Source organism: Pseudomonas sp. LLC-1 (genome assembly GCF_002992185.1).
GTDB lineage: Bacteria > Pseudomonadota > Gammaproteobacteria > Pseudomonadales > Pseudomonadaceae > Aquipseudomonas > Aquipseudomonas monteilii.
Genome location: NZ_LUVY01000018.1, coordinates 1 through 17,707, shown reverse-complemented (window position 1 = coordinate 17,707; position 17,707 = coordinate 1). Strand labels below are relative to the sequence as shown.

General features: G+C 63.1%; 15 protein-coding genes. 7 read left to right on the top strand and 8 right to left on the bottom strand.

Annotated elements, in window-relative coordinates:
• Window positions 1–144 precede the first annotated feature (144 nt).
• On the bottom strand, window positions 145–957 hold the full coding sequence (gene xthA, locus A0O30_RS19995; RefSeq protein WP_105947686.1) for an exodeoxyribonuclease III: 813 nt from the start codon (window positions 955–957) through the stop codon (window positions 145–147).
• A 162-nt stretch (window positions 958–1,119) separates the two neighbouring features.
• Here xthA and A0O30_RS19990 point away from each other — a divergent pair, with 162 nt between their 5' ends.
• From A0O30_RS19990 to A0O30_RS19980, 3 genes are read left to right on the top strand one after another with little or no spacing between them, the layout of a single operon-like run.
• Complete coding sequence (locus tag A0O30_RS19990; protein ID WP_019097051.1) at window positions 1,120–1,770, top strand: N-acetyltransferase; 651 nt, start codon at window positions 1,120–1,122, stop codon at window positions 1,768–1,770.
• 52 nt (window positions 1,771–1,822) lie between these two features.
• The gene (locus tag A0O30_RS19985) at window positions 1,823–3,565 is read left to right on the top strand and encodes an autotransporter assembly complex family protein (RefSeq protein ID WP_105947685.1); all 1,743 of its coding nucleotides are present in this window, start codon (window positions 1,823–1,825) and stop codon (window positions 3,563–3,565) included.
• Window positions 3,562–7,236, top strand: a complete 3,675-nt coding sequence (locus A0O30_RS19980; protein WP_105947684.1) for a translocation/assembly module TamB domain-containing protein — start codon at window positions 3,562–3,564, stop codon at window positions 7,234–7,236. The genes A0O30_RS19985 and A0O30_RS19980 overlap by 4 nt, the downstream gene beginning before the upstream one ends.
• An 18-nt stretch (window positions 7,237–7,254) precedes the next feature.
• On the opposite strand, the gene A0O30_RS19975 is transcribed toward A0O30_RS19980, so the two are convergent.
• The 4 genes from A0O30_RS19975 to A0O30_RS19960 all read right to left on the bottom strand — a co-directional run bounded on the left by A0O30_RS19975 (window position 7,255) and on the right by A0O30_RS19960 (window position 9,679).
• The gene (locus A0O30_RS19975) at window positions 7,255–7,809 is read right to left on the bottom strand and encodes a DUF2589 domain-containing protein (protein WP_105947683.1); all 555 of its coding nucleotides are present in this window, start codon (window positions 7,807–7,809) and stop codon (window positions 7,255–7,257) included.
• A gap of 74 nt (window positions 7,810–7,883) precedes the next feature.
• Entirely contained in the window at window positions 7,884–8,528 is a 645-nt protein-coding gene (locus A0O30_RS19970; RefSeq protein ID WP_105947682.1) for a DUF2589 domain-containing protein, read from the bottom strand.
• Window positions 8,529–8,589: 61 nt separating this feature from the next.
• Window positions 8,590–8,970 carry a Mor transcription activator family protein gene (locus tag A0O30_RS19965; RefSeq protein ID WP_019097046.1) on the bottom strand — a complete coding sequence of 127 codons (381 nt, stop codon included), beginning with the start codon at window positions 8,968–8,970 and terminating at the stop codon, window positions 8,590–8,592.
• A 250-nt stretch (window positions 8,971–9,220) separates the two neighbouring features.
• Window positions 9,221–9,679: a hypothetical protein gene (locus tag A0O30_RS19960; protein WP_105947681.1), complete on the bottom strand. Its 459-nt coding sequence runs from the start codon at window positions 9,677–9,679 to the stop codon at window positions 9,221–9,223.
• Between the two features lie 151 nt (window positions 9,680–9,830).
• On the opposite strand from A0O30_RS19960, the gene A0O30_RS19955 reads away from it, so the two are divergent.
• Entirely contained in the window at window positions 9,831–10,019 is a 189-nt protein-coding gene (locus tag A0O30_RS19955) for a hypothetical protein (protein WP_003248064.1), read from the top strand.
• Window positions 10,020–10,055: 36 nt separating this feature from the next.
• Here A0O30_RS19955 and A0O30_RS19950 read toward each other — a convergent pair whose 3' ends face one another.
• On the bottom strand, window positions 10,056–10,430 hold the full coding sequence (locus A0O30_RS19950) for a fe2+ zn2+ uptake regulation protein (protein WP_016714110.1): 375 nt from the start codon (window positions 10,428–10,430) through the stop codon (window positions 10,056–10,058).
• 196 nt (window positions 10,431–10,626) lie between these two features.
• Between A0O30_RS19950 and A0O30_RS19945 the strand changes: the two genes are divergently transcribed.
• The gene (locus A0O30_RS19945; protein WP_105947680.1) at window positions 10,627–12,933 is read left to right on the top strand and encodes an acylase; all 2,307 of its coding nucleotides are present in this window, start codon (window positions 10,627–10,629) and stop codon (window positions 12,931–12,933) included.
• 123 nt (window positions 12,934–13,056) lie between these two features.
• On the opposite strand, the gene A0O30_RS19940 is transcribed toward A0O30_RS19945, so the two are convergent.
• Both A0O30_RS19940 and A0O30_RS19935 read right to left on the bottom strand, forming a co-directional pair.
• On the bottom strand, window positions 13,057–13,779 hold the full coding sequence (locus tag A0O30_RS19940) for a UDP-2,3-diacylglucosamine diphosphatase (RefSeq protein WP_105947679.1): 723 nt from the start codon (window positions 13,777–13,779) through the stop codon (window positions 13,057–13,059).
• Window positions 13,776–14,276, bottom strand: a complete 501-nt coding sequence (locus A0O30_RS19935; protein ID WP_060499011.1) for a peptidylprolyl isomerase — start codon at window positions 14,274–14,276, stop codon at window positions 13,776–13,778. The genes A0O30_RS19940 and A0O30_RS19935 overlap by 4 nt, the downstream gene beginning before the upstream one ends.
• A 248-nt stretch (window positions 14,277–14,524) precedes the next feature.
• On the opposite strand from A0O30_RS19935, the gene A0O30_RS19930 reads away from it, so the two are divergent.
• On the top strand, window positions 14,525–16,228 hold the full coding sequence (locus A0O30_RS19930) for a glutamine--tRNA ligase/YqeY domain fusion protein (RefSeq protein WP_105947678.1): 1,704 nt from the start codon (window positions 14,525–14,527) through the stop codon (window positions 16,226–16,228).
• Window positions 16,229–16,237: 9 nt separating this feature from the next.
• Window positions 16,238–17,620, top strand: a complete 1,383-nt coding sequence (gene cysS / locus A0O30_RS19925) for a cysteine--tRNA ligase (protein WP_060499013.1) — start codon at window positions 16,238–16,240, stop codon at window positions 17,618–17,620.
• Window positions 17,621–17,707: the final 87 nt, after the last annotated feature.

The window sequence follows — 17,707 nt, the reverse complement described above, 5'->3', positions numbered from 1 at the left end:
CAAAATTGCCGGGGCCGCTGTGCGGCCCATCGCCGGCAAGCCAGCTCCCACAGGGACCGCGTAGCTCTTGAGATTAACGCATTACCTGTGGGAGCTGGCTTGCCGGCGATGGGCTGCAAAGCAGCCCCAGTGCTGCCTTTTAGGTCAGTTCAACTCCAACCATATCGGTGCATGGTCCGACGGCTTTTCCATCCCGCGCAGTTCATAGTCCACGCCCGCTGCCTTGATCCGTGGCACCAGCTGCTGCGAGGCCATGATCAGGTCGATGCGCAGCCCACGCTTGGGATCGTCCTCGAAACCACGGCTGCGGTAGTCGAACCAGCTGAAGCGGTCGGTGACATCCGGGTAAAGGTGGCGGAAACTGTCGACCAGCCCCCAGCCTTTCAACCGCTCCATCCACTCACGCTCTTCCGGCAGGAAGCTGCACTTGCCGGTCTTCAGCCAGCGCTTGGCGTTGTCCGGGCCGATGCCGATATCGCAGTCCTGCGGCGAAATGTTCATGTCGCCCATCACCAGCAGTGGCTGGTCGTTGCGGAACTGGCCCTCCAGCAATGCCTGCAGGTCGCTGTAGAAGCGCTGCTTGGCCGGGAACTTGGTGGGGTGGTCGCGGCTTTCGCCTTGGGGGAAATAGCCGTTCATGATGGTGATCGGGTTGCCATCGGCATCGGCGAAGGTGCCCCAGATAAAGCGGCGCTGGGCGTCTTCTTCATCGGTTGCAAAGCCTTTGTGCACGCTAAGCGGCGCCTGGCGCGACAGCAGGGCCACGCCGTAGTGGCCTTTCTGGCCGTGGTAGTGCACGTGGTAACCCAGTGCCTGCACGTCGGCCAGCGGGAACTGATCGTCGCTGACCTTGGTTTCCTGCAGGCCGATCACGTCCGGCTGGTGCTTTTCGATCAGCGCCGCCAGCTGGTGCGGGCGGGCCCGCAGGCCGTTGATGTTGAAACAGACGATCTTCATGGAAAGATAATCCCGGTAAAAGGCGCGATGCTAGCCGACATCGCCCGTCATCACCAGCGTGGCGGCCAGGCGAACCTGCTGCTAACGTGCTGTTGGGGGTGAACGAAGCGCGCTGGGGCACCTCCAAGGCACTGTACGCCCATTCCAGGAGGTCTGCCCGCAATGCCCGATACCAACGCCGCCCCGGCCCGTGTCTGCCTGCTCGATGATGGTTACAGCCGCGAGGCGCGTTCGCTGCTGTATAACGCCTACCGCCATGAACCCACCTTTGCCTATATTTTCGAGGCCCAGCGCCCAGGGTATGAGCGGCGCCTGCGGGTGATGGTGCGCGAATGGGTGCGCCAGCATTTCTACCTGCAGCTGCCTGCCATCGGCCTGCTGGTGGAGGACCGCCTGATCGCCCTGGCACTGATCGTGCCGCCGCTGCGCCGGCTGGGCGTGGCCGACAGCTGGGCCTGGCGCCTGCGCATGATCCTGGGTACGGGCCCGCGCTGCACGCGGCGCTACATGGACTACCAGGCCGCGCTGGCTACCTGCCTGCCCACCGACCAAGTGCATGTACTGCCGTTGCTGGGCGTACACCCGCAGTTTCAGGGCAAGCATTACGGTGAGCAATTGTTACAAGCGGTGCACGACTGGTGCGCGGACGACCCTGGTACCCAGGGTGTGGTGCTGGACACCGGAAACGAGCATTACCTGGCCTTTTACCAGCGTCAGGGTTATGAGGAAATTGGCGAGGTGGCTGTAGGACCCATCCGGGAAAGGGTGTTCTTCCATCCGAATCCGGTCTCTTCAAATTCCGCTTTTGCCTGAACAGGCTGCCAGGCGGCTCCCTTGAGCGCCTGGCTCTGGTAGCATTCGCCGCATGACGTATTCAGGAAGATTGACCTGGGGCCTGGTTTTCTGGGCCGCCAGTTTCGCAGCATGGGGCCAGAGCGAGTTGCTGGTGAAGGTAAAACCGGCCAACAAGGCGCTCAAGGCCAATGTCGAAGGCTATATAGGCACTTTGGGTGACCGCGATGAAGAAGCGCTTTTGCGCTTCAGTCGCGGGGCAGAGGAGCAGGCGCGCAAAGCGGCGCAGGCACTTGGCTACTATCAGGCGCAAATCGATACCGAGGTCAAGCCCGTCAGTGACGCTGACCATTCCCCGCAACTGATCATCCGCATTAACCCCGGCGAGCCGATTCGCCTGCGTAACGTGACCGTGCGCATCGACGGTCCGGCCAGCGAAATGAAGGCCTTCCGCGTTCCCGACAGCAAGGCGTTGCGTGCCGGGGAACAACTTAACCATGGCCATTACGAGGATACCAAGCGCCTGATCCAGAACCAGGCATCACGCTACGGCTTCTTCAGCGGCCGCTTTACCCGCCAGCGCCTGGCGGTCGACCCGCAGGCCGGCGTGGCCGATATCGAACTGGTCTACCAAAGTGGCCCGCGTTATCGCCTGGGTGCCGTCACCTTCGGTGGCGATACGCCACTGGACGACGACCTGCTGCACCGCATGGTGTCGTTCAAACCGGGGACTCCCTACGATTCTGAACTGATCGCCGAACTGAACAATGACTTGCAGTCGAGCGGCTATTTTGAAGGTGTGCGCGTGGATGCAGCACCCACCGCCGCGGCGGGCGAAGAAGTCCCTGTGGATGTGCGCCTGGAAACCCGCAAACCTCGCACCATGGGCCTGGGCTTGGGCTTCTCGACCGACGTCGGGCCACGTGGCAAGGCCAACTGGACTCGCCACTGGGTTAACCCACAGGGCCACAGCTACGGCTGGGAAACCGAATTGTCGGCGCCGCGGCAGAACGTCGGCCTGTGGTACGACATTCCCCTCGACCCGCCGCTGACCGACAAGCTGCGCTTCGCCGGTGGCTACCAGAACGAGGAACTTGCCGGTACCGACACCCTCAGCAAACTGTTGACGGTCGGCCCCGAGTGGCACAGCAAGCTGCCCAGTGGCTGGCAGCGGGTGATATCGCTCAAGTACCAGCGCGAGGAGTATCGCCTGGGTGACGACTCCGGGCTGAGCAACTTGCTCATGCCGGGCGTCAGCTATTCCTTCCTGCGCAGTGACAACCGTATCGACCCGCATAACGGCTACCGCCTGCAGTTCGATGTACAGGGGGCCAAGGAAGGGCTGGTTTCCGACACCAACCTGTTGCATGGCAACGTGCTGCTCAAGGGCCTGACCACGCTCGGCCACAACCACCGCTTGCTCGGCCGCGTACAGTTCGGCGGCAGTGCGACCAATGGCTTCAAGAACAACATCCCGCCGTCGTTGCGCTTCTTCGCCGGTGGTGACCAGAGCGTGCGTGGCTACGATTACCAGACCCTGTCGCCCAAGAACAGCGACGGTGACCGTATTGGCGGGCGCTACCTGGTGGCCGGCAGTGTCGAGTACCAGTATTCGCTGACCGAGAAGTGGCGGCTTGCAACGTTCGTCGACCAAGGCAACTCGTTCAACAACCTGGAGCTGCCCAGCCTCAAGACCGGGGTGGGCTTTGGTGTGCGCTGGGTGTCGCCGGTCGGGCCGCTGCGCCTGGACCTGGCCAAGGCGCTGGATGACGAAGGGGGCATTCGCCTGCACTTTTCCATGGGGCCTGAGCTTTGAAACGTGTGACCAAATACATTTTGCTGGGCCTGTTCGGGGTCGTCGTGAGCCTGGGCCTGGCGCTGGGCCTGCTGGTGGGCACCGAGGCTGGCAGCCGCTGGGCACTGGGCAAGGTGCCCGGGCTTGAAGTAACCGATTTTCAGGGGCGCCTGGCGGGCAGTTGGCAGGCCAGCATGCTGCGCTGGGCCGATGGTGGCAGCACAGTAGAGGTGCAGGCACCGCTTCTGGCCTGGTCGCCTGCATGCCTGATGCGTTCCACCCTGTGCATTGACCAGTTGCAGGCGCAGCGCATCGACATGGCCTTCGCGCCCAGTGCCGAGCCGGCCGACAGCGGCCCGCTGCAGCTGCCTGCGCTGCGCTTGCCGCTGGCCATCGAACTGGGTGAGGTCAAGGTCGGCCAACTGCGGCTGGACGGCAGTGACCTGCTGGGCGACTTGCAACTGGCGGCACACTGGACCAGCACCGGCATGCGCATCGACAGCCTGCACCTGCAGCGCGATGACCTGAAACTGGCCCTGCAGGGTGACCTGCAGCCCGAGGGTGACTGGCCGCTGCAACTGCAGGCACAGCTGCAATTACCGGCAGTGGAGGGCAAACCCTGGCAGCTGGCGCTGACCGCCACGGGTGATTTGCAAAAGACCCTGAAGCTGGCAGGCACCAGCAGCGGTTACCTCGACGCCACGTTGAACGGGCAGTTGCAGGCGTTGGCCGAGCACCTGCCCGCAACCTTGCAGATCCGTTCCGAGGCATTCAAACCGGCGGGCGCATTGCCTGACACTTTGCAGTTGAACCAGCTCAAGCTCGATGCCAAAGGCGACTTGCTCAAGGGTTATCAGCTGTCGGGTACGGCCAGCCTGCCGGCTGAACAGTCGCCGATCGCCTTGGCCTTGTCCGGCCTGGTCGACAGTAAAGGCGCCAGGCTCGATGCCCTGGACCTGACCGCCAGCGACACCCAACGGGTCAAGCTGCAAGCCACGGCCGACTGGCAAAAAGGCCTGAGCGCCGATGCGCAACTGGACTGGCAGGACTTCCCGTGGTTGCGCCTGTACCCATTGGAGACGCCGCCCCAGGTTACCCTCAAGGCCTTCAATACCCAGGTGCATTATCGCGATGGCAACTATCAGGGTACCTTCAAGGGCGACCTTGACGGCCCAGCGGGTGCATTCAGTTTGGCCAGCCCGTTCGAAGGCGACCTGAGCCAGGTGAAGCTGCCGCAGTTGGCGCTGACCGCCGGGCAGGGCAAGGCCGCCGGGAGCGTCGCTGTGCGCTTTGCCGACACGCTGGCCTGGGATGTCGACTTGCAGCTTTCGGCGCTCGACCCTGCTTATTGGCTGGCCGAACTGCCGGGCACGCTGGCAGGGCCGCTGCGCAGCAAAGGCGAGCTGAAAGGCGAGGCGCTCACCCTTGATGCGCAACTTGACCTGAAAGGCCGTCTGCGTGGCCAGCCGGCAGTGCTCAAGGCCGAGGCGCAGGGGGCAGGGCAGAGCTGGACGCTCGGTGCACTGGCTATCCAGCTAGGTGACAACCGCATCAACGGCAGTGGCAGCCTGCAGCAGCGCCTGGCCGGGCGAATCGACCTCGATTTGCCGCGCCTGGGCCAGTTGTGGCCGAGGCTGCAAGGCCAGGTCAAGGGCCGGCTGGACCTCGCCGGCACCTTGCAGGCCCCGCAAGGTACGCTGACCCTGCAGGGCCAACGGTTGGCCCAGGCCGAAAACCGCCTGCAGCAGCTGGGCCTGGAGGCCCGGCTGGACAACGCCCAGCGCGGTGTAATCGAACTCAAGGCCACAGGCATCCAGCTTGGCGACACCGCCTTGGGCACGCTGCAGGCCAACGGCAAAGGTGACATTCGCCAGCAAGCCTTGACCCTGGCGCTGGACGGCCCGCAACTCAAGCTCGACCTTGGGCTGGATGGCCAGTTGAGCAAGGGTGACTGGCGAGGGCGCCTGGCCAGTGGGCGTATTCAGGCCGGTGGCCAGGACTGGCAGTTGCAGGCGCCAGCACGGCTTCAGCGCCTGGCCAGTGGGCAGCTGGATTTCGGTGCCCATTGCTGGCGCTCCGGCCAGGCCAGCCTGTGTGGTGATGACCAGCGCCTGGCCCCCGAGCCGCGTCTGCGCTACCACCTCAAGCAGTTCCCGCTGGACAGCCTGGCCCAATGGCTGCCGAAGGACTTCGCCTGGCAAGGCCTGCTCAATGCTGATATCAACCTGGACATCCCGGCCAGTGGCCCCAAGGGTACGGTCGTGGTCGATGCCAGTGGCGGCACCCTGCGTGTGAAGGACAAGGGTCGCTGGATCGACTTCCCTTACCAGGCCCTGCGCCTGGACAGCACACTGGCACCGCGGCGCATCGATACGCGCCTGGCGTTTCGCGGCGAGCGCCTGGGTGAGTTGAACCTCACGGCCCGGCTCGACCCGCTGGGCAAAAACAAGCCGTTGTCGGGTGATTTCCGCCTGGCCGGGCTGGACCTGTCGGTAGCCCGTCCGTTCGTGCCGATGGTCGAGCGGCTGGCCGGGCAGCTCAATGGCAGTGGCCGGCTTTCCGGTACGTTGCTGGCGCCGCAGGTCAACGGCGACCTGATGCTCAGTGGTGGCGAAGTCAGCGGCGCCGAACTGCCGGCCAGCCTTCAGGACCTGTCATTGCAGGCGCTGATTTCCGGCGAGCACGTGCAGCTTGACGGCAACTGGCGCAGTGGCGAGGCCGGGCGTGGCCAGGTGAGCGGCAACCTCACCTGGGGCCAGGCACTGGGCATGGACGTGCGCTTGCAAGGCCAGCAACTGCCGGTCACGGTCGAGCCTTATGCCACGCTGGAAGTTGCCCCGGACCTGACCCTGCGCCTGATCGACGACAAGCTGGCGGTTACCGGCAAGGTACAGGTGCCCAAGGGCAAGATCACTGTTCGCGAGTTGCCCCCGTCCACCGTCAAAGTGTCGGATGACACGGTTATCGTCGGCCACCAGACAGAAGAGGGCAAACCGCCCATGGCGATGGCCATGGACATTGACGTCGAAGTGGGTCGCGACAAGCTGTCGTTCAGCGGCTTTGGCCTCACCGCCAACCTGCTTGGCCATGTACACATCGGCGATAACCTCGACACCCGTGGTGAACTGAGCCTGGCAGACGGACGCTACCGTGCCTACGGCCAGCGCTTGACCATCCGCCGGGCGCGGCTGTTGTTCGCCGGCCCGATTGACCAGCCGTATCTGGATATCGAAGCCATTCGCAAGGTTGACGATGTAATTGCCGGTATCCGCCTGAGCGGCAGTGCCGAGCAGCCGACCACCAAAGTGTTCTCGGAACCGGCCATGAGCCAGGAGCAAGCACTGTCGTACCTGGTGTTGGGGCGGCCGCTGGGCACGTCCGGTGAAGACAACAACATGCTCGCCGAAGCGGCCTTGGGCCTGGGCCTGGCCGGTAGCGCCGGGATTACCGGCAGCCTGGCTTCGAGCCTTGGGATTGACGACTTCCAGCTGGATACCGAGGGTTCTGGCAACACAACCAGCGTGGTCGCCAGCGGCAACCTGACCGAGAAGTTGAGCCTGCGTTACGGCGTAGGCGTGTTCGAGCCTGCCAACACCATTGCGTTGCGCTACAAACTGAGCAAAAAGGTGTACCTGGAAGCCGCCAGCGGGTTGGCCAGTTCTCTGGACATCTTCTACAAGCGCGACTTCTGAAGGAGGACGGGGCGGCCGTCAGCGGACGGTGGCTGCCTCGATGAACTCATTGGTGTCGGGCGAGGGCGGTGCTGCGGGAGCACGTACCGGGACAATCAGGCTGGTGTATTCCTCGATCAGCCGGTTCAGGGCCTCGGGTGGTTCGCTGGCCTGGAACTGCATGCGTATCTGCACTTCGTCAGGGTCACGGCTGTCACCCTGACGGCCCTGGCCGCCGATGGTGACCTTGAAGCTGGCGGCCTTGCTCTCGCTTGCCGTCAGCAGGGCCTGCTGCGCTTCAGTACCTTTGACCCGCACCGACAAGTCGACCTGCATGCGCTCCAGGGCCAGGCCTTTGGGCGACACCAAAGCAAACAGGGGAACGCGCATGATGTGCTGGCCGTCCATTGCCACTTCGACCATCTTGGCCTTCATGGGGGCGCCCAACGCCTCAGTGTCGCACTCGAAAAACTGGTCGAACAGGTTGATGTACTGCTGTGCAATCAAGCTGTTGGTGGCGCTGGCGGCTTCTTGCAGGCCACGGGTGATTTCGCGCAGGTCGATGGAGGTCATGGGGGCGGGGGGCTTTTGCAACGATTCGACTCCTCAAGCCAGGTGGTGCCCCTCCCGTTGCGGGCAGGAGGGGTTGATGGGGGCACTCAAACGTCTCACGGCGCCGGTGGGCCTTCCGGTTTTGGCCCTTTCAGGGTATCGGCCTGGGAAATCTCGTCCGGGCTTTCCAGTTCGGCGGTTCTGACAACGGTTGGCTTGGTCGCGGCGTCCGTCAGGAACTCGATCACCCTCATCATCGCTTCGGGCGGTTCCTGGCGCTTCAGGGTGGTGTTGAAGGCATAGCGGGCGCGTGTATCCGTCTTGCGGGTTTGCGTGGACTTGTGGCTGACGCTGCCTTTCACGTTCAGCTTGAACGGCCCCCAGCCCAGTGAGCCGGTCGCTTCTGCGTTCATGTCCTTGCTGGATGTATCCTCCGACATCTGGTTGATCACCAGTTCGAACTCTACATTGCCCTCTTCAATCGAGATGTTCGGGTGCGTAATGGCAGCCAGCAGCGGCACTTTCATGGTCTTGCTGACCACGCCTTTGTATTCGCCCTGTTCATCGACGATGGTTTCGTCGTAGTCGAACTGGATGGCGACCGCCTTGCCATCCTGGACGCATACCTGCATCAGGAAGTCGGCGTACGATTTGCTGGCGGTTACCTGCGCCTGGACCATGGCCTGCAGGGGGCCGGCGATCATGCGGTCCATCGGCAGGGCGTTGATGACCGAGCCAATAAGGCTGTTGTCTATCGACATATCGGGATGCTCTTTCTAGTGGGGTAAGGAAGCCGCCAATGGCGGCCACGGTGCAGTGGCGTCAGCGAGCGCAAGGCTCCTGGCGCCGAATGTTGCCGATCTGGCGCAGGCTCAGGCCGTATTTGTTGGCCAACAGGCTGCGGGACAGGCCGTTGGCGCTTTCCTTCTGGATCTGCTGGTTGCGCAGCTGGCGCAGGAAGTGGTCAGCCTTGGGGATCTCCAGGGCGACCCCGGCAAAGCGCTTGATCAGCGCATCGAGCGCATCGGCCGGCAGCACGTCGGCAAGCTTGGTACGCTCGCGGTGCTTGGGGATGTACTTGGGCCTGCCACCAAAGGCGCAGGTCAGCTGGTAGGCGTTTTCGATGCCGATGCAGTCGATCAGGGCCTGTAGCGAGTGGGGCAGTTGGCTGATATCGATCTGGCTCAAGTCTGGCGTTTGCATATGGCGCTCCTTCGGGATGGGTGGGATGTGCGACCCGATCACCCGCGGCGGTATGTCGAAGGTGTGAGCAAATTCTGTGCGACTGCCAAGGCGCGTCGCTAGGCGGCATATGGGTTGGGAGTTGTAGCTTCGGTGAACAGGTTTTGCAGGCAGCGATATCCGGTGCTGTAGGAAATGGCATCGACATTTGGCGGGGACTGGTGATTTCTCATCTGATCACGCCGATTGTTGCGGATGGGTCCGGTAACCTTCACTCGCACGGATAGCTGTTCAGCAAGCTGGCGCTGCTCAGATAGGCCTGAGGGGTGGCGCGCATGTCCTGGGGCAATGTGCGCCAGTCAACCAGCAGGCACAGCGCATGCAGGGGCTGGCCGTTGCGCTGGCCGATGACCTGGCCCGCAAAGTGGCGGCGGTACAGGGCCTGGGTCTGGCGCTGAGCATGCACCTGATCGGCCTGGGTCAGGGTTTGCCGGGCCAGGTCGGGTAGCCGGGCCGCAGGCACACTGAAATGGACCGGCGCCGCATTGGCCTGCAGGTACCCGGCCTGACGCACGCGTTGCCACAGTTGTTGCCATTGACTGCTGCCGGCATGGGCAGCCAGCTCGCGCCCCAGTTCGAGCAGGTGCTCGGGGGGTGTCTGCCAGGTGTCCAGTGCATGAAGGGAAAAAGGGGCCAGAAACAGCGAAGTGAACAGCAGGGGTTTGTACATGGTGACTCCGGCTTGGGTGCTTGGGAGTCTCATGGTTTCAGGCTGATCCCGCCCCACCCAGCAGGAAATGCAGCGCCGGGGGCGGTGGCCGTTGTATCATGGCCGCGGCTCGTTGCGAGCCTTTTGCCCCTGATGTTGCAAGGAACCTTCGATGACACACGTGCAGCGCCTGAAATATTCCCTTTTGATCATCCTGGTTGTACTGGGCCTGATGCTGGGCCTGTCCCACCTGCAGAAGCAGGGCACGATCAGTGAGCAGACCTTCCAGATGCTGGCCATTGCCATTGCGGTGGTGGTCGTGGTGATCAATGGCATCCTGCGGCGCAAGGTCAAGCCCTGACCTGTGCGGGCCGGCCAGGTCTGGCCGGCCATACGCTCAGCGCAGCGGTGTTTGCTCCAGCACGGCGCGGGCCTGAGGGTTCAGGCTGTAGCACTTGTCGCTTCCCAGCTGAATGACGCCTTCGGCGCACAGGCGCTTGAGCACTTCGCGCACACTGAGAAACGACAGCGGGATATCCAGCTGTTCCAGTTGGGCGTGCACACCGCGCACGCCAATGCTGCGGCCGTTGCGGTCGGCGGCGTGCAAGGCGTCGATCACCTTGAGGCGAATCAGGCTGGTACGCAGGCCAAAGGTGCGCAGCAGTTCGCGGATCTGTTCGTTGCCGGTGCGTTCCTCGGCAAAAATGCCCTGTCCCTTGGGCGCTTTGCCTGGGACGCGCCCAGCCTGGATCGAGGGTTGCGGGTTGTACATGTGAATGCTCCTTTTCGTGGACGAACCCGAAATGTGGTTGCCTCACTTACTAGGACGAATGAGAACGCAAAAACTGCAACCCACTCGTGAAAAAAATGCCTCTTTCTCATCAAGACGTTCCACCGCCTTGTAATACGTAAAATTTTCATCTGGCCATTCGTCTGATCGGGATGACCCCCGAACCCGAGGAGTGCCCGTGTTTCCACTTTCCCGTCCCATGACTTGCGCTGGCCTGGCCGCCGCGCTGGTGGCCTTCAGCGTTACCGTTCTGGCGCAGCCCGACCTTGATGCCAGTGCGCAGATCCGACGCACCAGTTACGGGGTGCCGCATATCGTGGCCAAGGATGAGCGTGGCCTGGGCTATGGTGTCGGCTACGCCTATGCGCAGGACAACTTGTGCCTACTGGCCAACGAGGTGCTGACTGTAAGCGGCGAGCGGTCACGCCATTTCGGTGCCAAAGGCAAGACCCTGGAACAGCGTGACAACCTGGCCAGTGACCTGTTCTTCACCTGGCTCAACAGCCCGGCGGCGGTCAGCGCGTACTTGCAGGCGCAGCCCGCGCCGGTGAAAGCGCTGCTGGAGGGCTATGCCACCGGCTACAACCGGGCGTTGGCTGAGCGTCGCAGGCAAGGCTTGCCTGCCGAGTGCGGCAATGGCGAGTGGGTGCGGCCCATCAGTAGCGAGGACCTGGTCAAGCTGACCCGCCGGCTGCTGGCCGAAGGCGGTGTCGGGCAGTTCGTCGAGGCGCTGGCGGGGGCGCAACCTCCTGCACAGACCAGCCAGCAGGCATCGGCTGGCTTCGGCGCCGCACTGGCAAGGCAAGAGCGCTTTGCCACGGAGCGCGGCAGCAACGCGGTGGCCGTAGGCGCGCAGCGTTCGGCCAATGGCCGTGGCTTGCTGTTGGCCAACCCGCACTTCCCGTGGATGGGCGGCATGCGCTTTTACCAGATGCAGCTGACCATCCCCGGCCAGCTTGATGTCATGGGCGCCGCATTGCCCGGCCTGCCGGTCGTCAACATCGGGTTCAACCGGCACCTGGCCTGGACGCACACCGTCGATACGTCGAATCACTTCACCTTGTACCGTTTGCAGCTCGATCCCAAAGACCCGACCCGTTACCTGCTCGATGGCAAGTCGCTGCCACTGGCGAGGCAAACCGTCAGTGTTGCGGTCAAGGCCGAGGATGGTAGCGTGAGCCAGGTGGAACGGCAGGTCTACAGCTCGCAATTCGGCCCGGTGGTGCAGTGGCCTGGGCGCCTGGATTGGGATGCGCAGGCGGCCTACAGCTTGCGTGATGCCAACCTGGACAACACCCGGGTGCTGCAGCAGTGGTACCAGATCAACCGTGCCGACAGCCTGGCCGCGTTGAAAGGCTCGGTCGAGCAACTGCAAGGCATCCCATGGGTCAATACCCTGGCGGTGGACCAAGGCGGGCGTGCGTTGTACCTGAACCAGTCGGTGGTGCCCTACGTGGACCAGCCACTGCTGGACGCCTGCAGTAACCCGAAAGGGCAGGGGCGCCTGGTGGTGCTGGATGGTTCGCGCAGCGCATGCCAGTGGAAGGTCGATGCGCAGGCCGCGCAAGCGGGTATTTTCCCGGCGCGACTGCTGCCGAGCCTTGAGCGCGAGGACTTCGTGCAGAACTCCAACGACCCGGCCTGGATGGCCAACCCGGCCCAGCCGCTGACCGGTTATTCACCGTTGGTCAGCCGCAATGACCAGCCGTTGGGCATGCGCGGGCGCTTTGCCCTGCAACGCCTGCAGGGCACGGCAAAACTGGGCGTGGATGACCTGCAGCGCATGGTGACCGACGACGAGGTTTACCTGGCCAGCCTGGTGCTGCCAGACCTGCTGCAGTGGTGCAAGGGCGCAGGCGTGGATGTGCAAGCCGTCTGCAGCAGCCTGGCGGCCTGGAATGGCAAGGCTGACCTGGACAGCGGCATTGGCCTGGTGCACTTCCAGAACCTGTTCAATGCCCTGGCCGAACACCCGGAAAGCTGGCGGGTGGCCTTCAACCCGGCCGATCCGCAGCACACCCCGCGAGGCTTGGCAGTAGAGCAAGCGGCCGTGAGCAAGCTGGTGCACGAGGCTGCGCTGGCTTCGCTCAAGCAGGTGAATGAAAGCGGCGTGGCGGGTGAGGCGCGTTGGGGGCAGGTACAGCAGGCGCTCGATGGCACGCCGGTGCCGGGTGGCCCACAGGCGCTGGGCGTGTATAACGCGATGTACAGTGTGCCGCACGGTCAGGGCAAGCGGCTGGTGGTGAGCGGTACCAGTTACCTGCAACTGGTCAGCTTTACCGACAAGGGGCCAGAGGCTCGTGGGTTGCTGGCGTTTTCCCAGTCAAGCGAAGCAGCTTCGGCGCATGCCAGCGACCAGACCAAGGCGTTCGCCGCCAAGCAGCTGGCGGTGATTCCGTTTACCGAGGCGCAGATCAAGGCTGACCCAGAGTATCGGGAAGTGGTGATCAGTGAGCGAGACAAAGGGGCAGTGGCTCAGCAGTAAGGCATTCTGGCCCTATCGCCGGCAAGCCAGCTCCCACAGGTCACCCACAAGATTTGAATCCTGTGGCCGACTTGTGGGAGCTGGCTTGCCGGCGATAGGGTCAGTGCTACAGACACAGGGCTGTCAGGAAAACTCGAAAGGCGCCAGCTGAAACCCTTGCTCATCCACCTGCAAGGCCCAGCCCCGGCGGTCCCAGTCCCCCAGCACGATACGCCGTGCCGGCTGCCCATCGACCACCAGCTTGTGTATCGCCGGCCGGTGGGTATGGCCATGCACCAGCGTGCGCACGCCATGTTCCGCCATCACCTTGGGTACTTCCTCCGGCGTGACGTCGACAATCTCGGTAGACTTCATCCGCGTTTGCGTGCGGCTTTCGCTGCGCAGCTTGCGCGCCAGCTTGTAGCGGGCCGACAGCGGCAGGTGACGCAAGATCCACAAACTCAGCGGGTTGCGCAGCAAGCGGCGCATCTTCATGTAGCCCAGGTCGCGGGTACACAGGGTGTCGCCATGCATCAGCAGCACCTGTTCGCCGCCCAGCTCGATCACGCTGGGGTCACTCAACAGCGTGCAGCCAGCAGCGTCGCAAAAGGCCTGGCCAATCAGGAAGTCGCGGTTGCCGTGCATCAGGTAGATGGCCGTGCCGCTGTCGCTCAGCCGGCGCATGGCCTGGCAGATCGACTGCTGGAAGGGCGTCATGGCATCGTCGCCAATCCACGCTTCGAAAAAATCACCAAGGATGTACAGCGCCTTGGCGTGGCGGGCGCGGCCATCGAGCAGATCAAGAAACGCCCGGGAAATATCCGGGCGTTCTTCTTGCAAATGCAGATCGGAGATCAGCAGGATCACTCAATGATCTCGGCTTTCTCGATGATCACGTCGTCTTTCGGAACGTCCTGGTGGCCAGCTTTGGAGCCGGTGGCGACCTTTTCGATGGCGTCGACGATTTCACGGCCTTCGATCACTTCGCCGAACACGGCGTAGCCCCAGCCCTGCACGTTCTTGCCGCTGTGGTTGAGGAAGTCGTTGTCGGACGAGTTGATGAAGAACTGCGCCGAGGCAGAGTGCGGCTCCATGGTACGGGCCATGGCGATGCTGTACTTCTTGTTCTTCAGGCCATTGTCGGCTTCGTTCTGGATGGTGGCGCGGGTTTTCTTCTGGCTCATGTTGGCATCGAAGCCGCCACCCTGGATCATGAAGCCCTTGATCACGCGGTGGAACACGGTGCCATTGTAGTGGCCGTCCTTGACGTACTGAACGAAGTTTTCGGTGGTCTGCGGCGCTTTCTCGGCGTCCAGTTGCAGGACGATGTCGCCGTGGTTGGTGCTCAGTTTGACTTTGGACATGCTGAAACTCGCTTTTTCAAGGCAATCAGAAATTAGGGTGCGCAGGGCGCGGGTTATTACCTGACGCAGGATCAGGTGATCGCGACACATGGCGCGCACTGGCCATTTTGCCAGGCTGCGGCAAAAAGCCGTGATAAATCACGCCAGTTTGTCCGGGCCCGACTGTCAGCAGCTTGACTGCTTCGGCTATGATAGGCCCTTTGATTCAATCGGCCTACCCAGGCCGGACACGTGCATTCAAGGATCCTATGAGCAAGCCCACTGCCGACAACGCGCCCAACGCCGCTGCCAAAGGCGCCCCCGCTGTCCCTGCGAACTTCCTGCGGCCGATCATCCAGGCCGACCTGGACTCGGGCAAGCACAGCAGCATCGTCACCCGTTTCCCGCCGGAGCCTAACGGCTACCTGCACATCGGCCACGCCAAGTCGATTTGCGTCAACTTCGGCCTGGCCAAGGAATTCGGCGGCGTCTGCCACCTGCGCTTCGACGACACCAACCCGGCCAAGGAAGACCAGGAGTACATCGACGCCATCCAGAGCGATGTGAAGTGGTTGGGCTTCGATTGGGCGGGCGACGTGCGCTACGCCTCCGACTACTTCGACCAGTTGCACGACTGGGCCGTCGAGCTGATCAAGCAGGGCAAGGCTTACGTTTGCGACCTTACCCCCGAGCAAGCCAAGGAATACCGCGGCAACCTCAAGGAACCGGGCAAGAACAGCCCGTTCCGCGAGCGTAGCGTGGAAGACAACCTCGACCTGTTCGCCCGCATGAAGGCTGGCGAGTTCAAGGACGGCGAGCGCGTGCTGCGGGCCAAGATCGACATGGCTTCGCCAAACATGAACCTGCGCGACCCGATCCTGTACCGCATTCGCCATGCCCACCACCACCAGACCGGTGACAAGTGGTGCATCTACCCCAACTACGACTTTACCCACGGCCAGTCGGATGCCATCGAGGGCATTACCCACTCGATCTGCACCCTGGAGTTCGAAGGGCATCGTCCGCTGTACGACTGGTTCCTCGACAACCTGCCGGTGCCGGCGCACCCGCGTCAGTACGAGTTCAGCCGCCTGAACCTGAACTACACCATCACGTCCAAGCGCAAGCTGAAGCAGCTGGTTGACGAGAAGCACGTCGAAGCCTGGGACGACCCGCGCATGTCGACCCTGTCCGGCTTCCGTCGCCGTGGCTACACCCCGGCTTCGATCCGCAACTTCTGCGAAATGATCGGCACCAACCGTTCCGACGGCGTGGTCGACATGTCGATGCTCGAATTCAGCATCCGTGACGACCTCGACCGCACCGCGCCGCGTGCCATGTGCGTGCTGCGCCCGCTGAAAGTGGTCATCACCAACTACCCGGAAGGCCAGGTCGAGCAGCTTGAACTGCCGCGCCACCCGAAAGAAGACATGGGCGTGCGCGTGCTGCCGTTCTCCCGTGAGCTGTACATCGACCGCGACGACTTCATGGAAGAGCCGCCAAAGGGCTACAAGCGCCTGGAACCGGCCGGTGAGGTGCGCCTGCGTGGCAGCTACGTGATCCGCGCCGACGAGGCCATCAAGGACGCCGACGGCAACATCGTCGAGCTGCGCTGCTCGTACGACCCGGACACCCTGGGCAAAAACCCTGAAGGCCGCAAGGTCAAGGGCGTGATCCACTGGGTACCGGCCGAAGGCAGCGTCGAGTGCGAAGTGCGCCTGTACGACCGTCTGTTCCGCTCGCCGAACCCGGAAAAGACCGAGGAGGGCGGCAGCTTCCTGGACAACATCAACCCGGATTCGCTGCAAGTGCTCAGCGGCTGCCGTGCCGAGCCGTCGCTGGCCCAGGCCCAGCCCGAGGACCGCTTCCAGTTCGAGCGCGAAGGCTACTTCTGCGCCGACCTGAAAGACAGCCAGCCGGGCCGCCCGGTGTTCAACCGCACTGTCACCCTGCGTGACTCCTGGGGCAGCTGAGGAAACGCCGTGCTTACCATCTACAACACCCTGAGCAAAGCGAAGGAAACCTTCAAGCCGCTGGATGGCAACAAGGTGCGCATGTACGTGTGCGGCATGACCGTGTACGACTACTGCCACCTGGGCCATGGCCGCAGCATGGTGGCGTTCGACCTGGTCACCCGCTGGCTGCGCAAGAGCGGCTACGACCTGACCTACGTGCGCAACATCACCGACATCGATGACAAGATCATCAACCGGGCCAACGAGAACGGCGAAACCTTCGACGCCTTGACCGCCCGCATGATCGATGCGATGCACGAAGACGAGCGCCGCCTGAACATCCTGCCGCCAGACCAGGAACCGCGTGCCACCGACCACATCGCCGGCATGCACGCGATGATCCAGACCCTGATCGACAAGGGTTACGCCTACGCCCCAGGCAATGGCGACGTGTACTACCGCGTCGGCAAGTTCGTCGGTTACGGCAAACTGTCGCGCAAGAAGATCGAAGACCTGCGCATCGGCGCGCGCATCGAGGTTGACGAAGCCAAGCAAGACCCGCTGGACTTCGTGCTGTGGAAGGGCGTGAAGCCGGGCGAGCCGAGCTGGGAGTCGCCATGGGGCCCGGGCCGTCCGGGCTGGCACATCGAGTGCTCGGTGATGTCCACGTGCTGCCTGGGCGAGAGCTTCGACATTCACGGCGGTGGCAGCGACCTGGAGTTCCCGCACCATGAGAACGAGATTGCCCAGAGCGAAGCGGCCACTGGCAAGCAGTACGCCAACGCCTGGATGCACTGCGGCATGATCCGTATCAATGGCGAGAAGATGTCCAAGTCGTTGAACAACTTCTTCACCATCCGTGACGTGCTGGAAAAGTACCACCCGGAAGTGGTGCGTTACCTGCTGGTGGCCAGCCACTACCGCAGCGCGATCAACTACTCCGAAGACAGCCTGCGTGACGCCAAGGGCGCGCTGGAGCGCTTCTACCACGCCCTGCGCGGCTTGCCACGCGTGGCAGCCAAGGGTGGCGAGGCGTTCGTCGAGCGCTTCAGCGTGGCGATGAACGACGACTTCGGTACTCCCGAAGCCTGCGCCGTGCTGTTCGACCTGGTGCGTGAGATCAACCGCCTGCGCGACAGCGACCCGGAGGCCGCTGCCGGCCTGGCGGGTCGCCTGCGTGAGCTGGGTGATGTGCTGGGTGTGCTGCAGCTGGAAGCCGATGACTTCCTGCGAGCGGGCGCCGAAGGCAAGGTCGATGCGGCCGAGGTTGAAAGCCTGATTCAGGCGCGCCTGCAGGCGCGTGCGGACAAGAACTGGGCCGAGTCGGACCGGATTCGCGACCAGTTGACCGCCATGGGTGTGGTGCTGGAAGACAGCAAGGGTACTACTACTTGGCGTCTGGCTGACTGATCGGTGTAAATGGGGCTGCTTTGCAGCCCATCGCCGGCAAGCCAGCTCCCACAAGAACCGCGCAGTATTGAAGACCTGTGCAGTCAC

Coding starts and splice junctions, on each gene's coding strand:
- xthA (WP_105947686.1), bottom strand. CDS start 957: ATGAAGATCGTCTGTTTCAACATCAACGGCCTGCGGGCCCGCCCGCAC.
- A0O30_RS19990 (WP_019097051.1), top strand. CDS start 1,120: ATGCCCGATACCAACGCCGCCCCGGCCCGTGTCTGCCTGCTCGATGAT.
- A0O30_RS19985 (WP_105947685.1), top strand. CDS start 1,823: ATGACGTATTCAGGAAGATTGACCTGGGGCCTGGTTTTCTGGGCCGCC.
- A0O30_RS19970 (WP_105947682.1), bottom strand. CDS start 8,528: ATGTCGATAGACAACAGCCTTATTGGCTCGGTCATCAACGCCCTGCCG.
- A0O30_RS19965 (WP_019097046.1), bottom strand. CDS start 8,970: ATGCAAACGCCAGACTTGAGCCAGATCGATATCAGCCAACTGCCCCAC.
- A0O30_RS19960 (WP_105947681.1), bottom strand. CDS start 9,679: ATGTACAAACCCCTGCTGTTCACTTCGCTGTTTCTGGCCCCTTTTTCC.
- A0O30_RS19955 (WP_003248064.1), top strand. CDS start 9,831: ATGACACACGTGCAGCGCCTGAAATATTCCCTTTTGATCATCCTGGTT.
- A0O30_RS19950 (WP_016714110.1), bottom strand. CDS start 10,430: ATGTACAACCCGCAACCCTCGATCCAGGCTGGGCGCGTCCCAGGCAAA.
- A0O30_RS19935 (WP_060499011.1), bottom strand. CDS start 14,276: ATGTCCAAAGTCAAACTGAGCACCAACCACGGCGACATCGTCCTGCAA.
- A0O30_RS19930 (WP_105947678.1), top strand. CDS start 14,525: ATGAGCAAGCCCACTGCCGACAACGCGCCCAACGCCGCTGCCAAAGGC.